This is a genomic window from Bdellovibrio sp. CKG001 (genome assembly GCF_055397465.1).
Window position 1 is genome coordinate 2,330,980 of record NZ_AP029173.1, and the last position, 13,551, is coordinate 2,344,530.

At 49.7% G+C, this 13,551-nt stretch carries 12 protein-coding genes; 4 read left to right on the top strand and 8 right to left on the bottom strand.

Annotated elements, in window-relative coordinates; translation table 11 throughout:
• Positions 1-73 precede the first annotated feature (73 nt).
• Positions 74-2,053 (top strand): S9 family peptidase, encoded by a 1,980-nt coding sequence (locus ACZ50P_RS11085; RefSeq protein WP_464131145.1) that lies wholly within the window; start codon positions 74-76, stop codon positions 2,051-2,053.
• Between the two features lie 40 nt (positions 2,054-2,093).
• Here the strand turns inward: ACZ50P_RS11085 and ACZ50P_RS11090 are convergent, their stop codons facing one another.
• Positions 2,094-2,450 carry a VOC family protein gene (locus tag ACZ50P_RS11090; RefSeq protein ID WP_041577782.1) on the bottom strand — a complete coding sequence of 119 codons (357 nt, stop codon included), beginning with the start codon at positions 2,448-2,450 and terminating at the stop codon, positions 2,094-2,096.
• A 26-nt stretch (positions 2,451-2,476) separates the two neighbouring features.
• Between ACZ50P_RS11090 and pepN the strand changes: the two genes are divergently transcribed.
• Positions 2,477-5,098 (top strand): aminopeptidase N, encoded by a 2,622-nt coding sequence (gene pepN / locus ACZ50P_RS11095; RefSeq protein WP_464131146.1) that lies wholly within the window; start codon positions 2,477-2,479, stop codon positions 5,096-5,098.
• Between the two features lie 66 nt (positions 5,099-5,164).
• On the opposite strand, the gene folE is transcribed toward pepN, so the two are convergent.
• Positions 5,165-5,875: a GTP cyclohydrolase I FolE gene (gene folE / locus ACZ50P_RS11100; RefSeq protein WP_464131147.1), complete on the bottom strand. Its 711-nt coding sequence runs from the start codon at positions 5,873-5,875 to the stop codon at positions 5,165-5,167.
• 61 nt (positions 5,876-5,936) lie between these two features.
• On the bottom strand, positions 5,937-6,611 hold the full coding sequence (locus ACZ50P_RS11105; RefSeq protein WP_464120691.1) for a PilZ domain-containing protein: 675 nt from the start codon (positions 6,609-6,611) through the stop codon (positions 5,937-5,939).
• A 79-nt stretch (positions 6,612-6,690) separates the two neighbouring features.
• Here ACZ50P_RS11105 and ACZ50P_RS11110 point away from each other — a divergent pair, with 79 nt between their 5' ends.
• Both ACZ50P_RS11110 and ACZ50P_RS11115 read left to right on the top strand, forming a co-directional pair.
• The gene (locus ACZ50P_RS11110) at positions 6,691-7,854 is read left to right on the top strand and encodes a hypothetical protein (protein ID WP_464131149.1); all 1,164 of its coding nucleotides are present in this window, start codon (positions 6,691-6,693) and stop codon (positions 7,852-7,854) included.
• An 8-nt stretch (positions 7,855-7,862) separates the two neighbouring features.
• Positions 7,863-8,498, top strand: coding sequence for a hypothetical protein (locus tag ACZ50P_RS11115; protein ID WP_464131150.1), 636 nt, complete (start codon positions 7,863-7,865; stop codon positions 8,496-8,498).
• Here the strand turns inward: ACZ50P_RS11115 and ACZ50P_RS11120 are convergent.
• The 5 genes from ACZ50P_RS11120 to ACZ50P_RS11140 all read right to left on the bottom strand — a co-directional run bounded on the left by ACZ50P_RS11120 (position 8,495) and on the right by ACZ50P_RS11140 (position 13,549).
• Positions 8,495-8,977 carry a YceI family protein gene (locus ACZ50P_RS11120; RefSeq protein WP_464120688.1) on the bottom strand — a complete coding sequence of 161 codons (483 nt, stop codon included), beginning with the start codon at positions 8,975-8,977 and terminating at the stop codon, positions 8,495-8,497. The two genes, ACZ50P_RS11115 and ACZ50P_RS11120, sit on opposite strands and share 4 nt — an antisense overlap.
• Positions 8,978-9,031: 54 nt before the next feature.
• Positions 9,032-10,045 (bottom strand): c-type cytochrome, encoded by a 1,014-nt coding sequence (locus ACZ50P_RS11125; protein WP_464131152.1) that lies wholly within the window; start codon positions 10,043-10,045, stop codon positions 9,032-9,034.
• Positions 10,046-10,152: 107 nt separating this feature from the next.
• Positions 10,153-11,418, bottom strand: a complete 1,266-nt coding sequence (locus ACZ50P_RS11130; RefSeq protein WP_464131153.1) for a hypothetical protein — start codon at positions 11,416-11,418, stop codon at positions 10,153-10,155.
• A gap of 10 nt (positions 11,419-11,428) precedes the next feature.
• Positions 11,429-12,844: a hypothetical protein gene (locus tag ACZ50P_RS11135; RefSeq protein ID WP_464131154.1), complete on the bottom strand. Its 1,416-nt coding sequence runs from the start codon at positions 12,842-12,844 to the stop codon at positions 11,429-11,431.
• Positions 12,845-12,868: 24 nt separating this feature from the next.
• The gene (locus ACZ50P_RS11140) at positions 12,869-13,549 is read right to left on the bottom strand and encodes a hypothetical protein (protein ID WP_464131156.1); all 681 of its coding nucleotides are present in this window, start codon (positions 13,547-13,549) and stop codon (positions 12,869-12,871) included.
• Positions 13,550-13,551 lie beyond the last annotated feature (2 nt).

Below are 13,551 nucleotides of genomic sequence, written 5' to 3' on the forward strand. Positions count from 1 at the left end.
CGTAATAAATCTCCCCCACTTGACTCCGATAGAGGCTGACCTACGATAAGACTCCAAAACAGGAGTCCATTTAATGAAGACAGTCTTTAATGTGCCTTTTTTTACTGCCCTGATTTTCGCCCTAAGTGGCTGCCAGTCTTTAAACAAGAAAGATTCTGTGAACGCCGACTACATACCACGTGAAGTTCTTTTCGGAAACCCGGACATCACCGGTATTAAAATCAGTCCGGATGGAAAATATGTGGCCTATCTTTCAACACACAAAGGTGTTCTGAATATCTGGGTTCAGGAATTTGGAAAGCCGCAAACCGCGAAGCCCGTCACTCACGACACCAAACGCGGGATCTTTCGCTACAACTGGACATACACTCCAGGCACTTTGATCTTCAGTCAGGACGTGGCGGGCGATGAAAATTATGGCCTGTACACTTTGAATGTGGCCAGTGGCGAAGTTAACGAAATCACCAAGCCTGGAAAAACAACCTCCCAGATTGCTGAAACCAGTCATCTTCGACCTAACGAAGTCGTGATTATTTCAAACGAACGTGATCCAAAGTTTTTTGACTACAAGATCCTGAACCTGACTTCCAAAGCAACCACGGATCTTTTTACCAACACAGAAAACTTCGCTGGCGTTCTGTTTGATAAAAACTTCCGCCCGATTCTGGCCAGCAAATCCAACAAGGACGGCTCCTCCACGCTTTTCCTTTGGGACGAAAAAAACAAAAAATTTAACAAAAAAAGTGTGATTCCGTTTGAAGACAGCATGACCTCTTCCGCCGTGGACACATCCCATGATGGCAGCAAGGTTTATCTGGTCGACAGCCGCAAGCGTGACAAGGCTGCATTGGTCGAGTGGGATCTGAAATCTGATAAAACAAAAGTGCTTGCTTCGGACGAACGCTCCGACATTCAGAATCTGCAGATGCATCTGCAGACAGGAAAGCTTTTGTGGGCGTCATCTTATTACCTAAAACGAGACATTCAGTTCTTCGACAAAGAATTCCAACGGCATTTTGAAAACATTGAGAAAAAACTCAACACAGAAATTTCTGTGACCTCCATGAGCCTGGATGGAAATCACTGGGTGATCTTCGCCGATTCCACGGACAAACCTGTGGCGTTCTATTTTTATGATGTCACAACCCAGGCCTTAAGCGAACCCCTGTATCACACCAAGTCCCTAATTCCATACGCCGATCGCATGAGTCCGATGGAGGCCGTCGAAATTCCTTCTCGTGACGGATTTCAACTGGTGTCCTATCTGACCCAGGCCCGCAAACCTGCGGGAAAATCTCTGATCCTGTTTGTTCACGGCGGACCGTGGGGCCGCGATGATTACGGTTACAATCCTTATCATCAATGGCTTGCGGATCGTGGCTACAATGTCCTAAGCGTCAATTTCCGTGCATCGACTGGTTTCGGGAAAAAGTTCCTGAACGCTGGCGACAAACAATGGGGTCGCAAAATGCATGACGATCTGATTGATGCCGTAAACTGGGCCGTTAAGAATGGCTACGCTGATCCAAGCCAGATCGCTATTATGGGAGGGTCTTATGGTGGGTACGCAGCCTTGGCGGGCGTGACCTTCACGCCGGACACCTTTGCCGCAGCCGTGGATATCGTGGGCCCTTCCAACTTGGAAACATTGCTAAATACGGTGCCCCCCTACTGGGAAAGCTTCCGTGCGAATTTGTACAAACGCGTAGGGGACCCTACCACCGTCGCAGGCAAAAAGCTTTTAAAAGAACGCTCTCCTCTGACTCATGTGGATAAGATCAAAAAGCCACTTTTGATTCTGCAAGGAGCCAATGATCCGCGTGTGAAAAAGAACGAAGCAGATCAAATCTATAACGCTATGGTGTCGAAGAAAATCCCTGTGGAATACGTGCTCTTCCCGGATGAAGGCCATGGTTTTGCCAAAGCGGCAAACAACATGGCGGCGAATGCCATCACGGAAGAGTTCCTGCAGAAATATCTGAAAGGGCGCCTGGAGCCGATCGAGACTCACGTTAAGGCCTCTTCCGCCCAGTTCATCACAACGCCTCAATAAAGAGCCAAAAGCAAAAGCCCCGGGTGACCGGGGCTTTTTTTTATAGTTCGCACAGTTCGATGGAATGGCCATCCGGGTCCAAGACAATGGCCTTCTTGCCGTCGGGCATATCTGTCGGGTCCAAAATACACATGGCTCCGGGAACTTTCACAAGCTCCTGCACGGTCTTTTCCAGGTCCGTGATCTTAAAGCCCAGCTGCAGGCTCGGAATCTGAGACCTCTGCGGGTTTTGGATATTGTACAGGGAAAATTCCACGCCATTGTGAACGGCTCTGTGGACTTCACTCCCCTTATCAACTTTTGACGCTGTAAATTGAAAGCCGATAATTCGATAAAAACCCAACATGCCCTGTAGCTGCGTGGTGTTTATTGTGATAGAAGTGAAAAGTAAACTCATCTGCCCATTATCCGAATCGAGGCCTTATGAAACAAGAGAAAATTTATCTGAAAGACTATAAAGCCCCCGCCTTTGCGGTGGATTCTGTAAACCTCGACTTCAATCTAAATGAGGACTTTTGTCGAGTTGTGGCAAAAAGCCAGGTTCGCAGAACCGAAGCTGGCGCTGCGCTCCGCTTAAATGGCGAGGAATTGAAGCTGGTCAGTATCAAAATCAACGACCAAGCGCTTAGCAAAGACCAATATCAAATCACGGCAGAAGAGCTGATTGTTCCGTCAGTTCCCGACAGCTTCAGCTTGGAAATTGAAACAGAACTGCAACCGCAAAACAACACATCTCTGGAAGGGCTTTACAAGTCCAATGGGATTTTCTGCACTCAGTGCGAGGCTCAGGGCTTCCGCAAGATCACCTTCTTCTTTGACCGCCCGGATGTGATGACTTCCTATTCTGTCACCATCGAAGCGGACAAACAAAAGTACCCGGTTCTGCTGTCCAACGGAGATCGCATCAAAATTGAAGACCTGGGTAACGGCCGCCACAAAGCCTTCTGGAAAGATCCGCACAAAAAGCCGTGCTATCTTTTTGCCTTGGTGGCAGGCGACCTTGGGGTTATCCGCGACACCTTCACCACTGTGAATGGTCGTAAGGTGAACCTGGAAGTCTATGCCGCTCATGGCAAACAAGAGCGCTGCTGGCACGCGATGGATTCCCTGAAGAAATCAATGAAGTGGGACGAAGAGGTCTTTGGCCTTGAGTATGATCTGAATGACTACATGATTGTGGCCATTGACGATTTCAATGCCGGCGCCATGGAAAACAAGGGACTGAACATCTTCAACTCTCGCCTGGTTTTGGCAGATTCCAACTCGGCAACTGATGTGGATTTCCACAGCATTGAATCTGTTGTGGCTCACGAATACTTCCACAACTGGACTGGCAACCGCGTGACTTTACGTGACTGGTTCCAGTTGTCTTTGAAAGAAGGTTTGACGGTCTTCCGTGATCAGGAATTCTCTGCTGATATGACCGATCGTGGTGTGCAGCGTATTGAGGACGTCGATGCCTTGCGTGCCGGTCAGTTTGCCGAAGACGCGGGCCCGAATGCCCACCCGGTTCGCCCGGAATCCTGCATGGCCGTGGATAACTTCTTCACCATGACAATTTACGAAAAAGGATCTGAAGTCATCCGCATGATGCAGACGATTGTGGGTCGCAAAGGATTCCGCAAGGGCATGGATGAATACTTCCGTCGTCATGACGGTCAGGCTGTCACCACCGAGGACTTTGCTTCGGCCATCGCGACTCCCAACGGCAAGGACTTCACTCAGTTCCGTCGCTGGTATCATCAGGCGGGAACTCCTGTGGTCACAATTCAGGAAAGTTTTGATGCTGCCAAAGGTGAGCTGACTGTGACGCTGGAACAAAGCTGCCCAGCCACTCCAGGCCAGCCGCACAAAGAGCCATTCCATATTCCATTGATGATGGGACTTTTGGACAAATCCGGCAATGAGCTGACTCTGAACTGCGACAAGATCACAGTGAACAGTGATGGCAAAAACCTGATTGAACTTAAAGAGCAAAAAGAAGTTTACACTTTCAAAGGTCTGAAAGACCGCCCGGTTCTTTCAGTGCTGCGTGAATTCTCGGCGCCGGTAAACCTGAAATGGGAAGCCTCTGAGGAAGATTTGTACTTCCTGATGGAAAAGGACACAGACTCTTTCAATCGCCGTGAAATGGCTCAGAAGATCTCTTTGCGCTTGCTGCGCAACTTGATCGGACAAGCCCGCAACAAGCAGACTTTGACCGTGGACCCACGCTTTGTAAAAGCCGTCAGTGCCACGATTGCCGATGAATCCATGGATCCGTCCTTCAAAGCCAAGATGTTGCAGCTGCCAAGCTACGCCGTCTTGGCACAGGAAGAATCCGTTCTGGATGCCGAGGCCTTCTATCAGGCCCGCACAGCTCTTCGCCAGGCTATCGCAAAAGAAAACCGCGGCGCTTTGCTGAACATCTATCGCAAGTTTCATAATGTGGAACCGAAAAGCCGTGACACCAAGGTCTTTGGCCATCGCTCTTTGAAAAATCAGGCCCTGGCTTACTTGGCAGAACTGCATGACCCGGAAATCATGGAAGCTGTGAATAAACAGTACTGGGAAGCACAGAACATGACGGACCGTATGACCGCCATGATGATTCTGGCAGACTCCGAATCTGCTCACCGTGAAAAAGCTCTTCAGCACTTCTATGAAGACTGGAAAGATGATTCCGTGGTTCTGAATAAATGGTTTACCGCACAGGCGACAACCAACCGCAAGCAGGTTCTGGAAGACGTCAAAGCTTTGACGAAGCATCCAGCGTTCAACATCACAAACCCGAACAACGTCTATTCATTGCTGCGTGCCTTTGGTGCGAATCTGGTTCGTTTCCATGACCCTAACACCAACGCTTACGAGTTCTATGCTGACAAGATCCTTGAGATCGACACCAAGAACCCGCAAGTGGCCGCCCGCCTTTGTGCAGCCTTCAACTTTGTTCAGAAGCTGGAGCCTGCCATGAAAGAAAAAGCCCTGACTCAAATCAAACGTATGGTCGCAGTGGAGTCCTTGTCCAAGAACTCCCGAGAACTGCTACAATCAGCCCTGTCCTAAAAAACAAAAAGGGAGGCTACAGCCTCCCTTTTTTTCGCAACGCTTCTGCAAAAGTAAGCAGGTACCTTAGAATTTGGTGCGGCAGTGCTGCAGGAACTCTTCACGCGTTTCCATGCGGGTTTTAAAGTGACCACGCAAATCCGCTGTCGAGGTCGTGCTGGAGGTGTCTTCAATACCTCTCATCATCACACAATAGTGCTTGGCATTGATATGAACCGCCACATGCTCCGTTCCCAGAATGTACTGCAAACAGTCCACGATCTGCTTGGTCAGGCGTTCCTGAACCTGAGGACGTCTTGAAAAATACTGTACAATGCGGTTGATCTTGGAAAGACCAATGACTTTTTTATTGGGGATATAAGCCACAGTGGCAAAGCCATCAATGGGCAAAAAATGGTGTTCGCAGAAAGACAAGCAGCCGATATTTTGAACCACGATCATCTGATCATAGTTCATCTTGTTTTCGATCACTGTCATTTTCGGAAACTTTTTCGGATCCAACCCACCGAAGACTTCATTCACGTACATTTTCGCCACTCGGCGTGGCGTTTCACGCAAACTGTCATCCTCCAGATCCAATCCCAGGGTCTGCATGATATCAGTGAATTTCTCCGTGATCCGATCGATCTTTTCCTCATTGGTCAGACCGTTATGCACCATGGGAGTCGGACGCACATTTTCCAGAATTTGTTTCACAGTCGGAGTTCCGTCGGACAGCAAAGCGTCCTCTTTATTCTTGGCTGCTTTCTTGGATGTCTTCTTTGTTGTTTTCGCCATGCGACCACCTTGTTGGAAAAGCCCACTTATGCCCTAAAAATAGCAGAGACGAAAGAGGATTCTATGTTTTTTGCAGATTTTGACTGGAAAGCCACTGACGAAGCAGCTCTTTTTCGCTGGAATTCAGGTCTGCGAAATGAACGCGCAGGATTCCGCCCTGCAAGTCAATCACCTTGGCGGCACACTGAATGTCATTGATCTCGGAAAGCTGAACAGAGACCGTCTGTCCCTTTTGGTAAGACACCCCCTCCGGGACCGCGATGCGGGCGCCGGTATAGGACAGATCCACGGTCTGCGCTTCCACACGCCCCTCTAGCAGTACAGAGGTGGCCACCACGTAACGGTCGCCCGTGGGTGCAAACCAATTCTGACGGCGATCCAGATAAGGATAACGGAAGAACGAAAACACAGTCCCGACAATAAACACAACAATAAGGCAATCCAACAGTCGTGCTGAGCTGATGATGGGATCTACCGTATTAAACTCCTGAATCAGATGATAAGAGGTGTTCACGACAAAGGCCGCACACAGAACAACCCCGAGAATCCATGAGGATTTGTGACGAATCATCAGCGTCACTCCCGCACCGAAAACGAAAATCCAGCTGAGCCAATTCAGAATAGACACGCCAGATCGTTGCATCATCAATGCATCCAACATCGGCGTCAGGATCAGCACCGCCGCAGCCATTTCAACCGTCCGAGGACGTTGTAGTGTGGTTGTTTTTGTTTCCATGGAAAACTTATCGGCCAGTATCCGTTCCAGATATAGATTTTTATTGATTATCTCGCCTCCTCACTTAGAATTTCTCATTGTGAGACACATTAAATATCTTCTGCCCGCCTTCATCTTTGCAGCGATTCTTAAAACCGAAACAGCTTCGGCCTACCCCGACTTTATCGGCTATTCGTACTCCTCCTGTATCACCTGCCATTACAATGGTCTGGGTGGCGGAGCCCTGAATGATTACGGCCGCGCCCTGTTTGCTGGCGAAATCACCTCACGTGCGGTCTTCCCTAAAACGATGGATGACGAAGAAATCTCAATGAAGTCCGGATTCTTGGGAAGTAAGCCACTTCCCTGGTGGTTCCGTCCCGGCCTGAAGTACCGTGGCTTGTGGCTGAAAACCTCGCCAGGCTCCAAAGATACTATCGAGAAGTTCTATAACATGCAAAACGACGTGAACCTGAACTTCTTCCTTGATAAAAAGCAAACCTACGCCCTGATCACCACTGTCGGCTATACAGGTCAGGAAGCATACTATGGGAAAACCAACACATGGTTCATGCGCGAATACTATCTTCGCTGGAAACAAAGCAACAACCTGTGGATCTATCTGGGGCAAATGGACAAAGCCTTCGGTATCCGCAACGTGGACCATTCGGCGGTGAACCGCAAAGTCATCACTTTGGGACAGTTTGACCAGTCTCAGGGTGCTATTGCTCACCTCACGTATCCCGACTGGGATATTGCCCTGAATGCCTTCTTCGGAAACGCGGCTCAAGAAGACAATGCAAAGCAAAAAGGCTATTCCGTCGCCGGCGAATATCAGGTTTATGAAAAATTCAAAGTCGGTGGTTCTTTCCTTATGTCCGAAAGTGACCTGGAAAAATGGAAGCTTGCGGCCTTTACAACTCGCATGGGACTTTCTAAAGGATCTGCGATCATGGCCGAGGTTGGCTTAAAAGAACGCACACCGCAGATCGGCACAACAGACCCCGAACTGGGCACCTATGCGCTGGTACAAACGCTGGTGAGCCTGGAACGCGGATACAATCTTCTCTCTGTTATTGAGCACTCCAAAAGAAGCATCACCGAGTCCTCCGACGAAAGCATGAAGTGGTCTGTCGGAGCTTTGATGTTCCCTCTGCCCCGCACGGAATTGCGCGTGATGGGCGTTAACAACAAGACTTATCCATCTTCTGGTGGCGCGGAAGATCAGTGGTCCTTGCAAGGGCAAGTGCACGTTTCATACTAGGAGCAATCATGAAAAAAACACTTCTTCCCCTTCTTCTTACACTGGGCCTGCTGACTCACACTGCTTTTGCCCAGGAGGAATCTGACGACACCGTTGGTGAAACAACCGCAACTGAGACCGCGGCAAAAAAACCATCCCGTGTCCGAGCCCAGCAAAGCTGGGGACTGAGTCTTTCGACTCTTCAATGGAATGAAACCTTGCGCGTGCAAGACGGAATCAACATGAGTCGACAGCCCGCCAACTACAACGCCATCACAGTCACTCTGATGAAAGAGATCACTTACTACCGCTGGGGCTGGAGCATGGGCGCTTTTATCGGCTCAGGTCGCGCCAACGGTGGCATTGCTGGCGAAGGATATCTGCAGGACAAGGTTGCCTTCACCACCTATGGAGTTTCTCCACGGGGATTCTATCGCTTCTCCGGACGCATCAATGCCGGGCTCACCTTGATGGGCATGTACAAAAATATTGACTGGCCAAGAGAAACATCCACGCAAATTGTCGATGCCGGACGCAGTCTTTATGTCGGCGGACTTTTGGATCTGAATATTAGACTATTTAGAAAGTGGGACTTTTATTCTGGCGTTGGCCCCCTGACAGAGGGGACCACGCTTTGGAAAATCGGCGCGAACTACCGCTTTTAGGATTTAACCGGCACAGCCACATTCAAAGTGATTTCGTCTTCAACGCCAACACCCATGTAGTTGATGTCCTTGATGCCGAAATCGCTTAGTTTCAATTTAAACGTGGCCTTCAGCACCTTGCCTTCAATCTTGTAAGATCCCGCGATATCTTTTTCCACACCACGGATTTTAATCTTACCCGTTCCTTTACCACCCTTACCCGTGGCGGAGATCAAAACCGCTTCAGGATACTTGCTGGTCTCCAGATACTTTTGTGTGTGCTTGTCCCGGACTTCCACGCCTGTTTTCAGGTTTTTCAGATTCACCACGATATTTTGCGCAGAAACCTCGTCCCCTTTAACAGTCGCCTCACCCTTAACATCGGACGTCTTGCCTTTAAAATCCCCCATCGGATTCAAGACAACATCCACGACCACACTTTGTGCCACCGCTGCAGTTGAAATCCCCATTGTGACAATCAACGCTGTCAAAAACTTCATATGTAACCCCTCCACCCTTACTGGTGATTGTTGTATCAACGTACTTAGTTGTTATTAATTTTCAATGCTGTTAATCCAGTCGGCAACGGCCTGAACTTCGGCCGCCGTCAACGTGTTATCCGTCGGCATATTGGCCGGACCGGAACCGGTCGTGGCACCCTTTAAGCGATAGTACAAGCGAGATCCCGCCAGATTTTTCGCCCGCACCCAGTTGTTGGCCAAAGCTTTAGTCTCGGTCATGTTCTTCAAATTCGAACTGTGTGTATGGCAGGTCACGCACTTCGCATCCAGAAGGGCTTTTACCGGCGCGAACTTTGGATTTTCGGTGGTCGTATCATCCTTGCCTTCGTTCGCAAGACTTGGATCATAGATCACATTCTCAATCAAATTATTGGTCGCGATATAACGGGACATCACATTGAGTTCGCTCTTGGTCAGGACCGCAGCATCATCCGTATGTCCGCCATAGACGACATACTCATAAACCTGACCACCCGAAGGTGCGACTTCAACACTCTTGGCCGTGTAGGAAAAATCATCCGGAGTGCCCACTTTTTGAATGGTTCCCGTCTGCACCACACCATTAATCAAGAGCGAGATTTCAGTGGTCTTAGTCCCGAATCCGGCGGCAATCACCATTTTGTCACCCGACGATGGCAAATTGGTTTCAATAAACGCATAATTTGAAGCATTGACCGCCGCATGAGTCGCACGCACTTTGCCATCAGCAATAGAGATAAAGGCATCTTCCTGGTTGACTCCTGAGGTCACCGAGATGATTTTGCCTGTCGCTGAACGGTCGACCGCCACAACGACAGAAATCTGGTTGGCCATAAAAAGAGACTTAGTAACGAAGGAAGGATTTCCTGGCTTTGACCAGAATGACAACTCTTCGGCATTCAGAAGCTTCGGCAGCGCTTTCTGGTCCAACGCCGTCTGCGAATCAAATAGCCCCTGCTCGTACAAAACCTGGTCCTGCAACGCAAAGTCACTGCAGTTCTGAAAACCCAGAACCATTGCCAAAACGGCAACAACAGCAAATGTCTTCTTGAATCCCCCAAGTTTCATTCGTACGCTCCCCACGACTACTTATCGGACACACAGACTATATCAAAAGCCGTTTTGTCTGTTTTTCCCCTTTCACAGCAAAACGGCTCATTTCAAGACACACCACTTTACTGCGGTGTATTCGTATCAACCCACTTATCGACGATCGCGCGCATGGATGAAGACATCACACCACTGCGTGGCATCGGATTTCCGGCATCGTTAACACGTCTTTTAATCGCTGCCGCCTTGGACTTGGCTTGATTGTAGTTGCTTAAGTCCAGACCTCCGTCTGCAGAGGTCCCAGAGTGACAGCTCAAGCACTGGGTTTTAAACACATTCACTTTGCTGTCCGTGCCCACCAACATGCTGTAGGTGACCACAGCCGGGGTTTCATCCACCGGCACAACGACATTGGATCCGATTCCACAAGTCGCGGTTGATTCAGCCTTTTCAATGGAGGTGAATTGCAAGGCAAATTTATCTGTCGTCTTAGCCGAAGACACAACCAGCAACTGGGCGTTCCCCACTGGAGCCAGATTCAAAGCAGTCCCCGGACAAACAACCGCATTGATACTGCGGTAAACAGTTGCTGAATCGAAAAGCACATTGTTGACATAGAAGAACACCCCACGCACCCGATACTTCGCCGTGCCGGAAGTGATGGAAATCGTTGGATTGCGCACGGCATATCCGACTTCAGTCCCGTTCACTTTTGCCACCTGAGCGTCTAATGAGATCCTCAGAGGGAACAACGCCGCTTTGGCCGGCATGTCCGCCGCCGTACTCATGTTCCATTCCAATTTGCTCCAGACGGATGAATCCGCCTTGCTGTTCACGATCGCGGCATTGGCCTTGTAATTGGTGACAACAGACTTGTCTTCACCATCCACGCCCTTACAACTCAGGAAAGCGGACTGGGCCGTTTCCCACTCGCTCTTCAAACTGGAAATTGTGCCGTTATGAGTGGCCCCTGTGTAAGGCGGATTGTGCGTTTCGCTGATCGCATTCAGGGAAACCAGCTGATAGCCTTTGTCTTTAAAGACCTGATAGGACATCAACGAATTCTTGGAGGCAAAGGCCGGTGCCTCGTGCTCACCATTGTGACAGCCGGCACAGTTTTGCTTCAAGAATTGATAATAGCCTGAACCGAACTTGGCAAACAGCTGATCCTCACAAAGATCTCCGGTGCTGACATCGCCGTCGGTCTCTTCCTCCTCACCGGGAGTCACATCGCCCCCAGCACTGGAACTGCCCTGGCTGACCAGCTTCACTGACTGAGCATCGATCTCGAAACCTTCTCCCAGGCTCTGAGCGCAGTTTTGAAAACTCACCACAAGGATGAGTCCCCCGATTAAGGCGCCTGATATCTTCAAGGCTTGAAGTTTCTTCATTCGCTTCCCCTTAAGCTACGTGAAGTTTAACAACTTTTTCAACGTCATCGGCCTGCAGTGTGGCCGGTGCAAGTTGCTTGAACATCCCCATTTTATAATTCAGATTCAGATAGTTCGCCAGAATCGCAGCAGCCACATAGTCCGGGCGCGAGCCCACCAACGTGGTGTTGTCCACACTTTGATCGGCCAGATAGTGACCGATCTGTGTCCCACTTGAAGTGACCTTGCCTCTTGGATCGAAGGCGATAATGAACTGCAAAGAAGACGTGTAATCACTGGACCAGATTGTGGTGGCACTGTCAGAAATTTCTGACACGCAAGCCCCGTCCGTTGTCACCATCAGGAACAACGGCTTTTGCATCTGACTTGCCAGCTCCAGCATACGGCCAATCTGAACCCCGGCATCGAAATCCTTCTGGTCGGCCGCTGTTCTGACGCCTGGAGCATGATAGTCATACCCACCCAGCGTGATCCGGCCGTGCGCGATATTGCCATTCAAAGCATTGTAAACCACACCTGCAGTCACAGCGGTGGCATTGTTGGCGGCGGTGCCTGTGTTGATACCATAAACTCTTTGCACCACGGCATCTTTGCGCGGATCAACACCACTGGCGCCACCGGCTTTGATGATATCGGCAGACTTAATACCTGCCTCTTGTAAAGCCAGTTTCAGACCATCATCTTTGGAATTCAGACGCGCGATCTGGGACTGGGTCATTTTACCAATAAATGAACTTAAAGTTCTTTTTTGAGCCGCGTTCAAAAGCCCGTTATCAGCCAAAGTGCTGGAATAGTTCAAAGCACCGAACATGTTGTCCAGACTTGCAAGCTCCAGCATGGTGTTGGGCGACGTAAACACAGGGCGAAGGTTTTCAGCACCAGCGCCCTGATGCACGCCGGGTAGAACTTTTCCAATCAGACCGGCGCGTTCCAACGGACCGGACAAATCGTAAAACGGCCGAAGCGCCGCCTGACCTGCGGTGTCGTTCGCGGTGTCTGTACACAAGGCCACCAAACGGGTTTTACCCAAAGTCGCTGCCGAGGCCACAGACTGAATGCCTTTATGTAAACGGGAACTGGAGGCAAAGTCAGCCCCCATCACTTTTTCAGTCGCAAAACCGGCTCTTCCCAAACCCAGCTTGCTATAAGAGCTTAAAAGACTTCCACCTTTATCTTTTACAACGAAGTTCCCATGCAAAGCAGCTCCACCACTCAAACTTAAAGTTATAAAGGGCATCATTGGCGCTACCGATTCATCGGCCTGTGCACGGCTGGTCATACCCAGAATGGAAGTTACTGCTCCTGGCACCGCCACGCGGGCCGCAAAGGACAGAACACCTGTTTCCAGCAGTTCCCTGCGGGAAAGCTTCAGGCTGGAGATATCTGTTTTTTCATCCAGTACTTTTTTTAGTTTATCGTTTTTCATCTTTCCCCCACTGTCCCCAAAAACTTACAGAAGATATGAATCCGGAACGGCCAGCATTCCCGTACAGATGAACACGGCGAGCTTGTCAGATTCGGCCGCCTTGCTCATCGCAGATGAATCCAGCGTGCTGAAGTATTCATCCACCGCCTGTGTGATCAAAGTCAGTTCCTCTTTAGACGGCTGACGCATCCAGAAGCGGTCAATCAGGGAAATGTAGGTGTTGATGGCACCCAGCTTCCCATAACTTGAAGGTCCCTTGGTAAAATCAATATACTTAAACAGATCCTTCGTCCCCTTCTTTTCCTTGATCACAGCTTGCTGGCAAACCACCCCTGCCAGCGACGTGATCGCAATGATTGAAGGGGAATTCACCTGACTCAGATCGTTCTGAGACACCAGCAAATTCCGACGATAGTTGATCTCATCATTCACGGTTTTCATGTTGATATCCGTGCGGGAAAGCCCCAGCAGTGACATCATGGATTCCAGGGTTTGCTTTGCATCCACCGGAGCCCCGTCGATATCTGTTTGCGCTTTTGAATTGCCGGAGCTGCCATTGGGCACCTCCTCGCCACCGCCATTCGAAGTCACCTCTTCAAGACTTGCAAAGTCCACCTGTTTGGCGCAGTTCTGGAAAGACGCCGCCACAAACAGAAAAGAGAATGTCACACCAATCACAGCACCAATTTTATTTCTTGCTTTCATGG